15 protein-coding genes are annotated in these 14,707 nt (G+C 66.7%); 4 read left to right on the top strand and 11 right to left on the bottom strand.

What is annotated here, in order from left to right; genetic code table 11:
- The first annotated feature begins 209 nt into the window (after nucleotides 1–209).
- Nucleotides 210–749 (top strand): Smr/MutS family protein, encoded by a 540-nt coding sequence (locus CKW06_RS09130; protein WP_024956348.1) that lies wholly within the window; start codon nucleotides 210–212, stop codon nucleotides 747–749.
- Nucleotides 750–872: 123 nt separating this feature from the next.
- Here CKW06_RS09130 and truD read toward each other — a convergent pair whose 3' ends face one another.
- The 10 genes from truD to CKW06_RS09080 form a co-directional block, all read right to left on the bottom strand.
- Nucleotides 873–1,904 carry a tRNA pseudouridine(13) synthase TruD gene (gene truD, locus CKW06_RS09125; RefSeq protein ID WP_005409006.1) on the bottom strand — a complete coding sequence of 344 codons (1,032 nt, stop codon included), beginning with the start codon at nucleotides 1,902–1,904 and terminating at the stop codon, nucleotides 873–875.
- Nucleotides 1,901–2,398, bottom strand: a complete 498-nt coding sequence (gene ispF, locus CKW06_RS09120; protein WP_024956349.1) for a 2-C-methyl-D-erythritol 2,4-cyclodiphosphate synthase — start codon at nucleotides 2,396–2,398, stop codon at nucleotides 1,901–1,903. The genes truD and ispF overlap by 4 nt, the downstream gene beginning before the upstream one ends.
- Nucleotides 2,399–2,432: 34 nt before the next feature.
- On the bottom strand, nucleotides 2,433–3,131 hold the full coding sequence (ispD, locus tag CKW06_RS09115; RefSeq protein WP_005409004.1) for a 2-C-methyl-D-erythritol 4-phosphate cytidylyltransferase: 699 nt from the start codon (nucleotides 3,129–3,131) through the stop codon (nucleotides 2,433–2,435).
- Complete coding sequence (gene ftsB / locus CKW06_RS09110) at nucleotides 3,128–3,481, bottom strand: cell division protein FtsB (RefSeq protein WP_005412924.1); 354 nt, start codon at nucleotides 3,479–3,481, stop codon at nucleotides 3,128–3,130. The genes ispD and ftsB overlap by 4 nt, the downstream gene beginning before the upstream one ends.
- Nucleotides 3,482–3,485: 4 nt before the next feature.
- The gene (eno, locus tag CKW06_RS09105) at nucleotides 3,486–4,778 is read right to left on the bottom strand and encodes a phosphopyruvate hydratase (RefSeq protein WP_005409002.1); all 1,293 of its coding nucleotides are present in this window, start codon (nucleotides 4,776–4,778) and stop codon (nucleotides 3,486–3,488) included.
- Nucleotides 4,779–4,874: 96 nt separating this feature from the next.
- The gene (locus tag CKW06_RS09100; RefSeq protein WP_005409001.1) at nucleotides 4,875–5,204 is read right to left on the bottom strand and encodes a hypothetical protein; all 330 of its coding nucleotides are present in this window, start codon (nucleotides 5,202–5,204) and stop codon (nucleotides 4,875–4,877) included.
- Nucleotides 5,204–5,551: a hypothetical protein gene (locus CKW06_RS09095; RefSeq protein WP_024956350.1), complete on the bottom strand. Its 348-nt coding sequence runs from the start codon at nucleotides 5,549–5,551 to the stop codon at nucleotides 5,204–5,206. Before CKW06_RS09095 ends, CKW06_RS09100 begins: the two co-directional genes overlap by 1 nt.
- Nucleotides 5,548–6,378 carry a 3-deoxy-8-phosphooctulonate synthase gene (gene kdsA / locus CKW06_RS09090; RefSeq protein WP_005408999.1) on the bottom strand — a complete coding sequence of 277 codons (831 nt, stop codon included), beginning with the start codon at nucleotides 6,376–6,378 and terminating at the stop codon, nucleotides 5,548–5,550. The genes CKW06_RS09095 and kdsA overlap by 4 nt, the downstream gene beginning before the upstream one ends.
- Before the next feature lie 89 nt (nucleotides 6,379–6,467).
- Nucleotides 6,468–8,132 carry a CTP synthase gene (gene pyrG, locus CKW06_RS09085; RefSeq protein ID WP_005408998.1) on the bottom strand — a complete coding sequence of 555 codons (1,665 nt, stop codon included), beginning with the start codon at nucleotides 8,130–8,132 and terminating at the stop codon, nucleotides 6,468–6,470.
- A 400-nt stretch (nucleotides 8,133–8,532) separates the two neighbouring features.
- Nucleotides 8,533–8,766 carry a hypothetical protein gene (locus CKW06_RS09080; protein ID WP_005408997.1) on the bottom strand — a complete coding sequence of 78 codons (234 nt, stop codon included), beginning with the start codon at nucleotides 8,764–8,766 and terminating at the stop codon, nucleotides 8,533–8,535.
- A 172-nt stretch (nucleotides 8,767–8,938) separates the two neighbouring features.
- Between CKW06_RS09080 and parE the strand changes: the two genes are divergently transcribed.
- The 3 genes from parE (at nucleotide 8,939) to CKW06_RS09065 (ending at nucleotide 13,206) form a co-directional block, all read left to right on the top strand.
- Complete coding sequence (gene parE, locus CKW06_RS09075; protein ID WP_005408996.1) at nucleotides 8,939–10,828, top strand: DNA topoisomerase IV subunit B; 1,890 nt, start codon at nucleotides 8,939–8,941, stop codon at nucleotides 10,826–10,828.
- Nucleotides 10,829–11,020: 192 nt separating this feature from the next.
- Nucleotides 11,021–11,599, top strand: coding sequence for a GNAT family N-acetyltransferase (locus CKW06_RS09070; protein WP_024956351.1), 579 nt, complete (start codon nucleotides 11,021–11,023; stop codon nucleotides 11,597–11,599).
- 110 nt (nucleotides 11,600–11,709) lie between these two features.
- A complete protein-coding gene (locus tag CKW06_RS09065; RefSeq protein ID WP_024956352.1) occupies nucleotides 11,710–13,206 on the top strand; it encodes a S10 family peptidase in 1,497 nt (498 codons plus the stop codon).
- A 366-nt stretch (nucleotides 13,207–13,572) separates the two neighbouring features.
- On the opposite strand, the gene CKW06_RS09060 is transcribed toward CKW06_RS09065, so the two are convergent.
- Complete coding sequence (locus tag CKW06_RS09060) at nucleotides 13,573–14,694, bottom strand: inorganic phosphate transporter (RefSeq protein WP_005408993.1); 1,122 nt, start codon at nucleotides 14,692–14,694, stop codon at nucleotides 13,573–13,575.
- Nucleotides 14,695–14,707: the final 13 nt, after the last annotated feature.

Here is a 14,707-nt window from a genome sequence, read left to right as displayed (position 1 = left end):
CTTCGATTTAACCGCTTGATTTTCCAAGAATTCGATTCCATCACCGTGCAGTGTGGGCGGGACCGTCGTACTCCCCTGCGGAAGCCGTCGACCCTGCAAGGGCATCGTCTATTGTGCCGCACGCGAGCCGCCGGTCCTACCCTGCCGGCGGTCACGGCCGACATCGAACCGTCATAGGCAGACCTGCGCCAGCGGTTTACCCTGTGCGCATGTCGCACCCTGAAGACGAAGATCCGGCCGCGTTGTTCCGCGCGGCCATCGGCGAAGTGACGCCGCTGCGCAAGGATGCCGAGCCGGCACCGGCTGCGCCCCGGCCGAAGCCGCGCGCGCGCATGGCCGAACGTGACGAGGCCGAAGCCGCCGGCGAGTTCGCCCGGCTGCTGCGCGACAGCACGCCACTGGAAGCCGGCGACGTGGCCAGCTATCGCCGCGACAACCTGCCACCTCGCCTGTTCCAGCGCCTCAAGCGTGGCCAGTATTCGGTGCAGGACGAACTGGACCTGCATGGCGCCACCGCCGCGCAGGCGGAGACGCTGCTGCGCCAGTTCCTGCTGGAAGCCCATGCACACGAGTATGGCTGCGTGCGCATCATTCACGGCAAGGGATTGCAGTCCGACGGCGGCACGCCGGTACTGAAGAACCTGGTCGACCGCCTGCTGCGGCTGCGCAACGACGTACTGGCATTCCATTCGGCGCCGACCGGACAAGGCGGCACCGGCGCGGTGCTGGTGCTGCTGGCGCGGCGCTGAAAAAGGGGGACGCCATGAGTCCAGGTAGAGTCGACTGTCAGTCGACTGCTCTTCCAGCGGCAAGCGAATACCCCGCGCTGCGCGCGCAAGTCGACTGACAGTCGACTCTACCGCGCGCCCTGCTCAGGCCTGCGAGGCGTCTTCGACCGGGCCGAGCTCGTGCAGTACGGCGGTGGCGTAGCAGCCCGGCGGCAGCGCGAACGATAGCTCCAGCACGTCATCGCCCAGCCACTGGTGCTGCAACAACGCGGGGCGCAGGCGCAGCGCGCGGCGCTCCTGCTTCAGGCGCGCGTCTTCCAGCCCGGCCCGCAGTGCCTTCGATTCCTCGTCGTCGAGTGCGGCCAGCTCCAGCTCGCGTGCCGCTTCGGTGCTGCGCAGCTCGCCTTCACCCCACAGCGGTGCGCTGGGATGGATGTCGAACCGCGCGAGGCGCTCGGCCAGCACGTCGGTGTACGGCTCCGGGCCGAACACGCTGCGGCTGCCGTCCAGCATCCACACCTCGCCGTCCAGTGGCTGATCCCAGTTGCCCTGCTCCACGCGCGCAGCCAGCACGCGGTTGAACAGCGCCGATCGGGCGGCAGACAGCAGCAGTGAACGCTGGTCCTTGCGCATGCGGCGGCCACCGAACATCGCCAATGCCGCCGGCACGTTGCCGCCGTCGCGGCCAAAGCGCTGCTCGCCAAACCAGTTCGGCAGGCCGCGCCCGGCAATCTGCTGCAGGCGTTCGCTGATCGCTGCGGCATCGCCCTGCACCTCGCGCAGGACCAGCTTGAAGCGGTTGCCGGCCAGTGCGCCACGCTGCAGCTTGCGGTTGTGCCAGGTCGCTTCGAGCACTTCGATCTCGTCACTGGCCAGCTCGGCCAGGTCCGGCGCAATGCGCTTGGGCAGGTGCACGCTGAAACGCTGGGTGGTGACCGCGTGGCGGTCTTTCATGCCGGCGTAACTCACCGCCATTTCCGGCAGGCCCGCCCACTTGGCCAGCACCTTGGCCACATGCACGGTGTTGGCACCGCGCTTTCGGATGTGCAGCAACAGGTGCTCGCCTTCACCGGTGGCCTCGAAGGCCGGCAGCTCGTCAACCTGGAAATCGTCTGGCGTGGTGCGGATGCGCGCCGTCAACAACGGCGCACCAAATGCCAACGGCAGCGGAATCATGCCGCCACCAGCAACACGACCGCCTGTGCGGCAATGCCTTCACCACGGCCGGTGAAGCCCAGTTTTTCCGAGGTGGTGGCCTTGACGCTGACTGCATCCAGCGGCAACTGCAGCAGGCCGCCGATGCGCTCACGCATCGCCAGCGCATGCGGGCCAACCTTCGGCCGCTCGCAGATCACGGTGATGTCGGTGTTGCCGACGCGCCAGCCGCGCTCGCGCAGCAGGCTGTCGCAATGACGCACGAAGTCGCTGCTGTCGGCGCCCTTCCAGCGGTTGTCACTGGGTGGGAAATGCTGGCCGATGTCGCCCAGCGCCAGCGCACCGAGCATCGCATCGCACAAGGCGTGCAGGATCACGTCGCCATCGCTGTGCGCAAGCACGCCACAGCTGTGTGGAACGTTCACGCCGCCAAGCATGATGTGATCGCCTTCGCCGAAGGCATGGACGTCGTAGCCCTGGCCGATGCGGACGGGCGGGAACGGTGCGGTGCTCATGGATGCAACCCTTGCAGCAGGGCCACGCGGGCGGTCAGCCGGCGCGGCGGGAAAGTACGAATTCGAACCGGTCCAGATCGGCCGGGGTGGTGACCTTGAAGTTGTCCTCGCTGCCTTCCACCAGCAGCGGGCGCTGGCCCTGGCGCTCCATGGCCATCGCCTCGTCGGTGACTTCAACACCGGCGGCAGCGGCGTCGGACAGCGCGCGGCTGAGCTGATGGCGGCGGAACAGCTGCGGGGTCAGTGCACGCCAGAGGCGCTCACGCGGCTCGGTGCCATCGATGCCACCGTCGTCGCCTGCACGCTTGAGCGTGTCACGTACCGGTGCGGCCAGGATCGCCCCCACCGGGTCGGTACGACCGACTTCAAGCAGGCGGCCGAGATCGGCCGGCGACAGGTTCGGCCGCGCGGCATCGTGGACCAGTACGAACTCATCAGCGCGCACCGTCTCCGGCAGCGCCTGCAGGCCAGCCAGCACCGAAGCGGCACGGGTCGCGCCACCGATGCAGGTCAGCACCGGCTTGCCCGCCCACTCGTTCCAGCCGGGCCAGTCGGCGTCGTCCTGGCCGATCACCACCATCGCCCCGGCCACGGCCGGGTGCGCCAGCAGGGCGTCCAGGGTATGGGCAAGCAGGATCTGTCCCCCTGCCTGCAGGTATTGCTTGGGCAACGGCGCGCCGAAGCGGGTGCCGCGACCCGCAGCCGGAACCACGACCCAGATGGCCGCACTCATGGCACGTCCGCCGGGTGGTCGCCAACCTGCGCACTGACACCTGCCGCAGGCTGCGCCGGGTGGACCGGCGCATCCTCGACCACACGATAGAACTTCTCGCCGGGCTTGATCATGCCCAGCTCGCTGCGTGCGCGCTCCTCGATGGCGGACTGGCCTTCCTTGAGGTCCTTCACTTCGGCAGCGAGCGCGTCGTTGCGCTGCTGCAGACCCTCATTGTCCCGCTCCTGGTTGGCGACCTGGGCTTCGAGCATCATCACTTCGCCCGAATTGCCCGGACCGAACCAGAAGCGGTACTGCAGCCAGCCCAGCAGCAGGGCCAGCACCAGCAGCATCCAGCGCCAGTCGCGCATCGGCTCAGCGCTTCAGCGAAACGAACGCGTCACGACCGGCGTAACGCGCGCCGGCACCGAGGGCTTCCTCGATGCGCAGCAGCTGGTTGTACTTGGCCACGCGATCGCTGCGGCACAGCGAACCGGTCTTGATCTGGGTGGCGGTGGTAGCCACTGCGATGTCGGCGATGGTGGTGTCTTCGGTTTCGCCCGAACGGTGCGAGACCACAGCGGCATAACCGGCGCGGTCGGCCATGGCGATCGCTTCCAGGGTTTCGCTCAGGGTGCCGATCTGGTTGACCTTGATCAGGATCGCGTTGGCGGTGCCCGAGTCGATGCCTTCCTGGAAGATCTTCGGGTTGGTCACGAACAGGTCGTCACCGACCAGCTGCACCTTCTTGCCGATGCGGTCGGTCAGCAGCTTCCAGCCAGCCCAGTCGTTCTCGGCCAGGCCGTCTTCGATCGTGATGATCGGGTACTGCGCGGCCCAGTCGGCGAGGAAGTCGACGAACTGCTCGGAGGTCAGGCGCTTGTTCTCGCCGACCAGGTTGTACTTGCCGTTCTCGAAGAATTCGCTGGAGGCGACGTCCAGGCCCAGCAGCACGTCTTCACCGGCGGTGTAGCCGGCCTTGCCGATCGCTTCAAGGATGGTGTCCAGCGCTTCGACGTTGCTGCGGAAGTCCGGCGCGAAGCCGCCTTCGTCGCCGACCGCCGTGCTCAGGCCGTGGCCCTTCAGCACCGACTTCAGCGAATGGAAGATTTCGGTACCGGCACGCAGCGCTTCGGAGAACGAGGTGAAGCCGACCGGCAGCACCATGAATTCCTGGAAGTCGACGTTGTTGTCGGCGTGCGCGCCGCCGTTGATGATGTTCATCATCGGCACCGGCAGCGACGGGGTCACGCCGGTCCTGGCGGCCAGGTACTGCCACAGCGCCTGCTTGTTCGATGCGGCGGCGGCGTGCGCAGCGGCCATCGAAACACCCAACAGTGCGTTGGCGCCCAGGCGGCCCTTGTTCTCGGTGCCGTCGAGGTCGATCAGGCGACGGTCGAGGCCGGCCTGGTCGGTGGCCTCAAAGCCCTTCAGCGCGGCGGCAATCGTGGTGTTGACGTTGTCGACGGCCTTGCGCACGCCCTTGCCCAGGTAACGGGTCTTGTCGCCGTCACGCAGCTCGACCGCTTCCTTGGTGCCGGTCGAGGCGCCGGAGGGAACCGCGGCACGACCGAACGAACCGTCCTCCAGGATGACTTCGGCTTCCAGCGTGGGGTTGCCACGACTGTCGAGGATTTCACGGGCGTGGATGCTGCGGATCGTGCTCATGGTCGGACCGGTTACCTGTCTGGAGAGGGGGCGACAAAACGAATGCCGCGTGATTATCCCCGGCTGCCCGCCACTTGCCAAATGGCGTGGGCGGCTTCAGCCCCAGCTGGACCCGATCACGATCAGGACCATCGACACCAGCATCACCAGCAATGCACCAGCAAGCGCCGCCAGGATGGGGCCACGCCGCCGTCGCCAGGCCAGCACCATCGCCACCGGGCTGCCCAGGAAGGACAGCACCATCGTGACCAGTGCGCCCAGCAACCACCATTGCGTGGCCTGCACGCCGTTGTTCCCGTCCCCCGGCGGCCGGAAACCGGCGGTGAAGGCCAGTACGCCCACCACCAGGGCGATCCAGGTCAACACGGACAGCCCCAGGGCGATCAGGCCCCAGGGCCAGCCTCGCGCCGATGTGGTCGCATTCATCAAAGCACTCCGTAGAACAGGGCGCCGAGCCACAGCGAGAGCAGGATGATCGCCAGGCCGGCGGACACCTTGCCGCGATTCAGCCTCCAGGCCTGCACAGCAGCAGCGACGCATCCCACTGCACCGAGCAGCTCTGCCACCAGCAGCGCAATGAAGTACGCGCGCAGATCGAGTGCGCTGCTGCCATCACCCGGCGGCCGCACGGACGCGCCACCGATCAGCACCAGCCCGAACATGCCCACAGTGAACAGCACGGCCAGGCCCAGTGCGATCAGGCCCCACGGCCACTGTTTCCAATGCCGGCGGCGGCGCTGGATTTCCAGCGCCAGCCACGGGTCACGACTCACGCGAAGCGCGAGAAGCCGTGCTTCTTGGTCACTGCGTCGAGTTCCATCAAGGTCTCAAGCAGTGCTTCCATCTGGTCCAGCGGCCACGCATTGGGGCCATCGGACAGCGCCTTGGACGGATCCGGATGGGTCTCGGCGAACAGGCCGGAGATGCCCACCGCCACGGCGGCACGGGCCAGCACCGGCACGTGCTCACGCTGGCCACCGGAACTGGTGCCCTGCCCGCCCGGCAGCTGCACCGAATGGGTGGCGTCGAACACCACCGGGCAACCGGTGTCGCGCATCACCGCCAGCGAACGCATGTCGCTGACCAAGTTGTTGTAGCCGAAGCTGGCACCACGTTCGCAGACCATGATCTGCTCGTTGCCGGTGGCCTTGGCCTTCTCCACGACCGGCTTCATGTCCCACGGCGCCAGGAACTGGCCCTTCTTGATGTTGACCGGCTTGCCGGCCGAGCACACCTTGCGGATGAAGTCGGTCTGGCGGACCAGGAACGCCGGGGTCTGCAGCACGTCCACCACCGAGGCCACTTCGTCCATCGGGGTGTATTCGTGGACGTCGGTCAGCACCGGCACGCCGATCTGCTTCCTGACCTCGGCCAGGACCTTCAGGCCCTCTTCCATGCCCGGGCCACGGAACGCGGTGCCCGAAGTACGGTTGGCCTTGTCGAAGCTGGACTTGAAGATGAAGTTGACGCCGAGCTTGTCGGTGACTTCCTTCAACTTGCCGGCGGTATCGAGCTGCAGCTGCATCGACTCGATCACGCAGGGGCCGGCGATCAGGAACAGGGGCTGGTCCAGCCCGACCTCGAATCCACACAGTTTCATGGCGTTTCCTTGTTGTCCGCAGCACCGGCCGGGCCGGTGCGCTGGGGGTTGAAGCATGCAGGATGGGGGCCGACGCCCCCATTCACAAGTCAGGCGCGCGCTTCGGAAAGCAGCTTGCCGCCGGCCTTGCGCTCGCGTGCGGCGCGGATGAAACCGATGAACAGCGGATGGCCGTCACGCGGCGTGGACAGGAATTCCGGGTGCGCCTGGCAGGCCAGGAACCACGGGTGCGCGTCGCGCGGCAGTTCGACCACTTCCACCAGGGTGTCGTCCATCGACTTGCCGGCGATCACCAGGCCGGCATCTTCCAGCTGGGTGCGGTAACGGTTGTTGAACTCGTAACGGTGGCGGTGACGCTCGGCGACGACGTCCTTGCCATACAGCTCGCGGGCCAGCGTGCCCGGCTTCAGGCGCTGTTCCTGCAGGCCCAGGCGCATGGTGCCGCCAAGGTCGCTCTTGTCGTCGCGCTTTTCCACGTCACCGGTCGCGGTGCGCCATTCGGTGATCAGGCCGATCACCGGGTTCGGCGACTGGCGGTCGTTCTCGGTGCTGTTGGCACCTTCCAGGCCGACCACGTTGCGCGCGTAGTCGACCACGGCCGCCTGCATGCCGTAGCAGATGCCGAAGTACGGCACCTGCTGCTCGCGGGCGAACTTCGAGGTCAGCACCTTGCCTTCGAAACCACGGTCACCGAAACCACCCGGCACCAGGATGCCGTCGACATCGGCCAGTGCGGCCATGTCGGTGCCTTCCAGGTCCTGTGCTTCCAGCCACTTCAGGTTGACCTTGGTGCGCTGGCGCAGGCCACCGTGCTTGAGGGCTTCGCCGACCGACTTGTAGGCATCCTGGTGATCGACGTACTTGCCAACCACGGCGATGGTCACTTCGTCCAGCGGATGCAGGGTCGCGTCGACCGCGTCTTCCCACATCGACAGGTCGACCGGGCCGGCCTTGTCGGCCAGCTTCAGCTGGTTGACCACGATCTCGTCCAGGCCCTGCGCGTGCAGGCCCGACGGAATGCGGTACAGCACGTCCACGTCCGGCACGCTGATCACCGCGCGCTCGGAGACGTTGGTGAACTGGGCGATCTTGCGGCGCTCCGAATCCGGCACCGCCTGCTCGGAGCGGCACAGCAGCACGTCCGGCTGGATGCCGATCGAGCGCAGCTCCTTCACCGAATGCTGGGTCGGCTTGGTCTTCAGCTCGCCGGCGGCGCCGATGTACGGCACCAGGGTAAGGTGCATGAACAGCGCCTTCTCCGGGCCACGCTCGGTGCGCACCTGGCGGATCGCTTCCAGGAACGGCAGCGACTCGATGTCGCCGACAGTACCGCCGATCTCGACCAGCGCCACGTCGTAACCTTCGGTGGCTTCATCGATGCAGCGGCGGATCTCGTCGGTGATGTGCGGGATGACCTGCACGGTCGCGCCCAGATAGTCGCCGCGGCGCTCCTTGCGGATCACGTTCTCGTAGATGCGGCCGGTGGTGACCGAGTTCTTGCGGCTCAGGCGGGTGCGCACGAAGCGCTCGTAGTGGCCCAGGTCGAGGTCGGTCTCGGCGCCGTCGTCGGTGACGTAGACCTCACCGTGCTGGAACGGGCTCATGGTGCCCGGGTCGACGTTGATGTACGGGTCGAGCTTCATCATCGTGACCTTCAGGCCACGGGCTTCGAGAATGGCGGCCAGTGACGCAGCGGCAATGCCTTTGCCGAGCGAGGACACCACGCCGCCGGTTACGAAAATCAAGGGAGTCATGGCTGCAAGCATCCTGTCTGGAAATGGAAAACGGCAGCACCACGCGCACCCGGAGGGCGGGCATGGAGCTTGAAGGGGGTTTTCCGGTTCGCTGGGGCAGCGAGGGAGGTGCTGGGCCGTGCGGCGGCAGGCGCCGGACGGGGACCACCCTGCGAGGTCGGGGCGGCCGTGCCGGTCAAATCGACCGTCACCTGCGACCCGCATTGCTGGCGACCACGCATGGCCGTGCCAGCCCATTCGCAAAGGGTGGACACGCACTTACTCCCGGAAAGCCATAGTTTACAGATTGATGGCCGCCAACCCAAGGGGCAGTTGCGGCCATCACCCAAAAGAAACGCCCCGCTGGGCGGGGCGTCGAGGGGCGAATCCCTTGCGGCAAGGGCTTCGGAGGGCGGAAGAATTACTTCTTCTTCCTCGCCTCTTCTTCCTCTTCCTGCTGCGGGGCCGGCTGGCCCTGCGCCTTCATTTCGGCATTGGCCTGGGCGCGGCGCTTGGCCTTGGCATCGGCTTCGGCCTGCGCCTTGTCCGCCTGGCCACCCTGCTGCGGGGCCGGCTGGCCGGCGTTCTGCGCCACCACCAGCGGCACTGCAACGGCGGCAGCGGCCAGGATCGCAATGGTCAGCAACTTCTTCATGAGGTCCTCCTCGCGGTATGGCTTGGATGTTTCGACCCAACGGGGGTCGCCGGCATTCAGATTCCAGCGGCTGCCATTTTACCCCCTCTGCGTCGCCGAGACTGAACCGCAGGCGTGCAAAATCCCGTGCCAGACCCCACACTTGCCCGTCGCTCCAAGCTTTCGAAGACAGATGAACGCCCGCTATAACGCCGCCGATATTGAAGTCCTGTCCGGCCTTGACCCGGTCAAGCGCCGTCCCGGCATGTATACCGACACCGCGCGCCCGAACCACCTGGCGCAGGAAGTGATCGACAACTCGGTGGACGAGGCCCTCGCCGGCCACGCCCGCTCGATCGAGATCACCCTGTACAAGGACGGCAGCGTGGAGGTCAGCGATGACGGCCGCGGCATGCCGGTGGACATCCACCCGGAAGAGAAGATCCCGGGTGTCGAGCTGATCCTCACCCGCCTGCATGCGGGCGGCAAGTTCAGCAACAACAACTACACCTTCTCCGGCGGTCTGCACGGCGTCGGCGTCAGCGTGGTCAATGCGCTGTCGACCCTGGTGGAAGTGCACATCAAGCGCGAAGGTGCCGAGCACCGCATCACCTTCCGCAACGGCGACCGCGCCACGCCGCTGGAAGTGGTCGGCAGCGTCGGCAAGAAGAACACCGGCACCCGCGTGCGCTTCTGGCCTGACCCGAAATACTTCGACACGCCGAAATTCGCGGTGCGCGCGCTGAAGCACCTGCTGCGCGCCAAGGCCGTGCTGTGCCCGGGGCTGACGGTCAAGCTGACCGATGAGGCCACCGGTGAAGTCGACACCTGGTACTACGAAGACGGCCTGCGCGATTACCTGAAGCTGGAACTGGGCGAACGCGAATCGCTGCCGGCCGACCTGTTCGTCGGCAACCTGAAGAAGGACACCGAGGTGGTGGACTGGGCCGTGGCCTGGCTGCCGGAAGGCGAGCTGGTGCAGGAAAGCTACGTCAACCTGATTCCCACCGCCCAGCACGGCACCCACGTCAACGGCCTGCGTACCGGCCTGACCGAGGCGCTGCGCGAGTTCTGCGACTTCCGCAATCTGCTGCCGCGCGGCGTCAAGCTGGCCCCGGAAGACGTGTGGGACCGCGTGTCGTTCGTGCTGTCGCTGAAGATGACCGACCCGCAGTTCAGCGGCCAGACCAAGGAACGCCTGTCCTCACGCCAGGCCGCCGGCTTCGTTGAAGGCGCCGCCCACGATGCCTTCAGCCTGCTGTTGAACCAGAACGTCGAGCTGGGCGAGAAAATCGCGCAGATCGCCATCGAGCGCGCCAGCGCACGCCTGAAGACCGAGAAGCTGGTCGTCCGCAAGAAGGTCACCCAGGGCCCGGCCCTGCCCGGCAAGCTGGCCGACTGCATCAGCCAGGACCTGTCGCGCACCGAGCTGTTCCTGGTGGAAGGTGACTCGGCAGGGGGCAGCGCCAAGCAGGCCCGCGACAAGGACTTCCAGGCCATCATGCCGTTGCGCGGCAAGATCCTGAACACCTGGGAAGTCTCCTCCAACAGCGTGCTGGCCTCGGAGGAAGTACACAACCTGGCCATCGCCATCGGCTGCGACCCCGGCAAGGACGACATCAGCGGCCTGCGTTACGGCAAGGTCATCATCCTGGCCGACGCGGACTCCGACGGCCTGCACATCGCAACCCTGCTGACCGCACTGTTCCTGAAGCACTTCCCGGCGCTGGTCGATGCCGGCCACGTGTTCGTGGCGATGCCGCCGCTGTTCCGCATCGACGTGGGCAAGCAGGTGTTCTACGCCCTGGACGAGGAAGAAAAGCGCTCGATGCTGGACAAGATCGAACGCGAGAAGATCAAGGGCGCGATCAACGTCACCCGCTTCAAGGGCCTGGGCGAGATGAATCCGCCGCAGCTGCGCGAATCGACCATCCACCCGGATACGCGCCGCCTGGTGCAGCTGACCGTGGACGATCGCGAGCAGACGAGCTCGCTGATGGACATGCTGCTGGCCAAGAAGCGCGCCTCCGACCGCAAGGGCTGGCTGGAGTCGAAGGGCGATCTGGCCTCGCTGGAGGTCTGATCCCGGCACGGGGTCGGATCCCTTTGCCTGGCAAAGGGCTCTGACCCGGTTGCCCGGTAGTGCCGGCCGCTGGCCGGCAACCTCGACTGCCGGCCAGCGGCCGGCACTACCGGTTCATGCGCCCTGGCATTACGCCGCCATCGGCAAACCCGGCGACGGCATAATGCGCGTCCACCCGTGTGGACCATCGTATTGGCCAGCCACTCGCTGCTGTTCCCCGCCCTGCCGCTGCACAGCGCGCGGTTGGTGCTGAGCCCGATCCGCCGTGACGACGCGGCCGCGCTGTTCGCGCTGCAATCCAATCCGGACGTGATGCGCTGGTGGAACCATCCGGCCTGGACACGACCGGCCGAAGCCCGCGAACAGATCGACGACGACCTTGCCGCGCACGCGATCGGCACCCAGTTGAAGCTGGCCCTGCGCGAATCACCCAACGGCCCACTGCTGGGCGTCTGCGTCGCATTCGCCATTGATCGTGAGGCCATGCGGGCCGAGATCGGCTATCTGCTGGCGCCCGACCGCCAGGGCCAGGGCTACATGCATGAGGCCCTGCAGCAGATGCTGGGCTATCTGTTCCACACCCTGCACCTTCACCGCATCGAAGCCGAGATCGATCCACGCAACGTACCCTCGGCACATGTGCTTGACCGCCTCGGCTTCCACCGCGAGGGGGTGCTGCGCCAGCGTTGGCGCATCCAGGGCGAGCTTTCGGACTCGGCCGTCTATGGCCTGCTGGCCAACGACGAAGCGGCAGCCGCCCTGCCCGTTTGATCCAATCTGGCCGCAAGCCGCTGCAGAACGTGGCCATGCCTTTGGACACATACGGCATGGCACTCCACCGGCCTAGCATCGGAACCCCCTTCCGCTGCCGATCCGGTGCCATGAAGTCCCTGCTGCACACTGCCGCGCTCTGCGTCGGCCTGCTCATCGCCCCCACCAGCGTGCTGGCCGCGCCCGCCGCTGACACCAAGCCCGATTCGAAAGACGACAGGACCGACGCGCCTGCGCTGCCCGCCGATGCGTCGACGCGCCAGAGCATGCGCCTGGCCGGCCGCACCCTGGACTACACCGCCACCGTCGGCACCCTGCCGGTGCGCGATGAGAAGGGCAAGGTCATCGCCGATGTGGTGTTCACTGCGTACACGATGCCGGGCAAGGACCGGCCGGTGACGTTCGCGCTCAATGGCGGCCCCGGTGCCTCGTCGGTGTACCTCAACATGGGCGCGATCGGGCCCAAGGTGGTCACCTTCGGTTCGGAAGGCGACAGCGCCTCGGCGCCCGCCACCCTGCATGACAACCCGGGCACCTGGCTGGATTTCACCGACCTGGTATTCATCGACCCGGTCGGCACTGGTTTCAGCCGCGCGCGCATCGGCGATGACGAGGCGAAGAAGCAGCTGTACAACCCCGGCGCCGACATCGAGTACCTGTCGCGCTCGATCTACGACTGGCTGCTGCGCAATCAGCGCATGGCGTCACGCAAGTACCTGACTGGCGAGAGCTACGGCGGCTATCGCGGCCCGCGCATCACCCATTTCCTGCAGACCCGGCTGGGCGTGGCGATGAACGGCCTGGTGCTGGTCTCGCCGTACCTGAGCCCGACGCTGGAAGACAACGCCGACGTCTCGCCGATGGCTTGGATGCAGACGCTGCCGTCGATCGCCGCGGCGCACCTGGAGCGCCAGGGCAGGCTCACCGACGCGGCAATGCGCGAGGTGGTGGAGTACACCCGTGGCGATTACGCCACCGCGTTGATGAAGGGCCGCAGCGATCCGCAGGCGACCGAGGCGATGCTGCGCCGGGTGACCGAGCTGACCGGGCTTGACCCGCAGTTCGTGCGCCGTGCCGGTGGCCGCCTGGAAACCCAGGCCTACCTGCGCGAGGTATTCCGCGACAAGGGCACGCTGGGCAGCCGCTACGACTCCAATGTGACCGCGTTCGATCCATTCCCGAATGACCCGGAGCAGCGCGCCAATGATCCGCTGCTGGACAGCATCATTGCGCCGACCACCACGGCGATGGTCGACTTCGTGACGCACGTGGTCGGCTGGAAGGTGGATGCACGCTACCAGGCGCTGAACTACGACGTGAATCGTTTGTGGGACCGCAACGGCGAGCTGCGCCAGGGTGCGGTGACCCAGCTGCGCCAGGCGGTGGCGATCGATCCGCATCTGCAGGTGCTGATCGTGCATGGCTGGAACGACCTGTCGTGCCCGTTCATGGGTTCGATCCTGACGGTGGACCAGATGCCGGCGATGGGCAGCAACCCGGACCGGGTGCAGGTGCGGAGCTATCCGGGCGGGCACATGTTCTACAGCCGGGCGGACAGCCAGGCGGCGTTCCGCAAGGATGTGCAGGCGCTGTTCCAGCGTAATTGAGGGGTTCGGCCGGGCCTGCGGCCCGGCACCCGCTGACTGCCACGGCCACTGCAACTGCAAAAGCGGGCTTCCTGGGGGCTGGCGAGGTGGGGTGGATATGCAGGACACGCCGTAAACCCGTCCCTGGGGGCTCGATGGCGCCATCCATGGCGCCAACGGTCCTGCAACCCCACCCCACCCCGCCGCTGACAGGTTCCTGCTGCTGTTGGTGGGTGCCGACCGTTGGTCGGCGCGGGACCGGATCCCTGTTTCTGCTCTGGTAGGTGTCGACCTTGGTCGACACGATGTGTGCGGAAGAATTCTCTGCGCATGAAAAAGCCCGCCGGATACCGGCGGGCTTTTTCGTTTGCAACGCTGGCGTAGCGATCAGGTCCAGCCGAACAGCTCGAACAGCTTCAGGATCAGGTACGCACAGCCGCCGGCTGCCGGGATGGTCAGGATCCAGGCCCAGACGATGCGTTCGATCACGCCGAACTTCAGCGAGCGCGGGTTCTTGGCGAAGCCGACGCCCATGATCGCGGTGGAGATGCTGTGCGTGGTCGAGACCGGCATGCCGAAGTGGGCGGCCAGGGTCAGGATGGTGGCCGAGCTGGTCTCCGCGGCGAAGCCGTGGATCGGGTGCAGCTTGACCATCTTGTGGCCCAGGGTCTTGATGATCTTCCAGCCGCCCGAAGCGGTACCGGCGGCCATCACAACCGCACAGGTCAGCACGATCCACATCGCGATGCCGTCACCGGCGTGGGCGTCCGGGTGCATGAAGGCCAGCCAGGACGGCAGGTCATCCAGTGCGCCGGTGGCCTCGGCACCGATCAGGGTCATGGCGATGATGCCCATGGTCTTCTGCGCATCGTTGTGGCCGTGGGCGAAGCCCATGTAGGCCGCCGAGGCGATCTGGGCCTTGCCGAAGAATGCATTGACGATGCGTGGGCGGGCCAGGCGACCGATGGCGCCACCGATCCTGGCCAGGCCGGCGATCAGGCCCCACAGCAGCACCATCACCACGATGCCGAGCAGGAAACCGGCGATCGGCGAGGTGATCATCGGCACGAACACCTTCCACAGCAGGCCCTTGTTCTGCGCCCAGCTGCCCAGGCGCTCGGACCAGATCAGCGCGTCCCAGTTGTTGTGGGCCGCCGCTAGGCCGGCGCCGCAGAGGCCACCGATCAGCGCATGCGAGGACGAGGACGGCAGGCCCTTCCACCAGGTGATCAGGTTCCAGATGATGCCGCCCAGCAGCGCGCACAGGATCACCTGCGGGGTGACCTCGACCACGTTGGTGTTGAGCAGGCCCGAAGCGATGGTCAGCGCCACCGCGGTGCCGGTCAGCGCACCGATGAGGTTCATGAAGGCGGCCAGCATCACCGCCCAGCCGGGCGAGAGCACCTTGGTCGCGACCACGGTGGCAATGGAATTGGCGGTGTCGTGGAAGCCGTTGATGAACTCGAAGACGAGTGCGGCCAGGATCACCACCAGGACAAGGGTCAACATGCGGCGGCGTCCG

The sequence above is a fragment of the Stenotrophomonas maltophilia genome (assembly GCF_900186865.1).
GTDB lineage: Bacteria > Pseudomonadota > Gammaproteobacteria > Xanthomonadales > Xanthomonadaceae > Stenotrophomonas > Stenotrophomonas maltophilia.
This window is presented reverse-complemented; position numbering and strand designations above follow the sequence as displayed.

Excerpts from the sequence above, each read along its gene's own strand:
- truD (WP_005409006.1), bottom strand. The coding sequence starts at position 1,904 with ATGATTCCGCTGCCGTTGGCATTTGGTGCGCCGTTGTTGACGGCGCGC.
- CKW06_RS09130 (WP_024956348.1), top strand. The coding sequence starts at position 210 with ATGTCGCACCCTGAAGACGAAGATCCGGCCGCGTTGTTCCGCGCGGCC.
- ispF (WP_024956349.1), bottom strand. The coding sequence starts at position 2,398 with ATGAGCACCGCACCGTTCCCGCCCGTCCGCATCGGCCAGGGCTACGAC.
- pyrG (WP_005408998.1), bottom strand. The coding sequence starts at position 8,132 with ATGACTCCCTTGATTTTCGTAACCGGCGGCGTGGTGTCCTCGCTCGGC.
- parE (WP_005408996.1), top strand. The coding sequence starts at position 8,939 with ATGAACGCCCGCTATAACGCCGCCGATATTGAAGTCCTGTCCGGCCTT.
- kdsA (WP_005408999.1), bottom strand. The coding sequence starts at position 6,378 with ATGAAACTGTGTGGATTCGAGGTCGGGCTGGACCAGCCCCTGTTCCTG.
- CKW06_RS09060 (WP_005408993.1), bottom strand. The coding sequence starts at position 14,694 with ATGTTGACCCTTGTCCTGGTGGTGATCCTGGCCGCACTCGTCTTCGAG.
- CKW06_RS09080 (WP_005408997.1), bottom strand. The coding sequence starts at position 8,766 with ATGAAGAAGTTGCTGACCATTGCGATCCTGGCCGCTGCCGCCGTTGCA.
- eno (WP_005409002.1), bottom strand. The coding sequence starts at position 4,778 with ATGAGCACGATCCGCAGCATCCACGCCCGTGAAATCCTCGACAGTCGT.
- CKW06_RS09065 (WP_024956352.1), top strand. The coding sequence starts at position 11,710 with ATGAAGTCCCTGCTGCACACTGCCGCGCTCTGCGTCGGCCTGCTCATC.
- ispD (WP_005409004.1), bottom strand. The coding sequence starts at position 3,131 with ATGAGTGCGGCCATCTGGGTCGTGGTTCCGGCTGCGGGTCGCGGCACC.
- ftsB (WP_005412924.1), bottom strand. The coding sequence starts at position 3,481 with ATGCGCGACTGGCGCTGGATGCTGCTGGTGCTGGCCCTGCTGCTGGGC.
- CKW06_RS09100 (WP_005409001.1), bottom strand. The coding sequence starts at position 5,204 with ATGAATGCGACCACATCGGCGCGAGGCTGGCCCTGGGGCCTGATCGCC.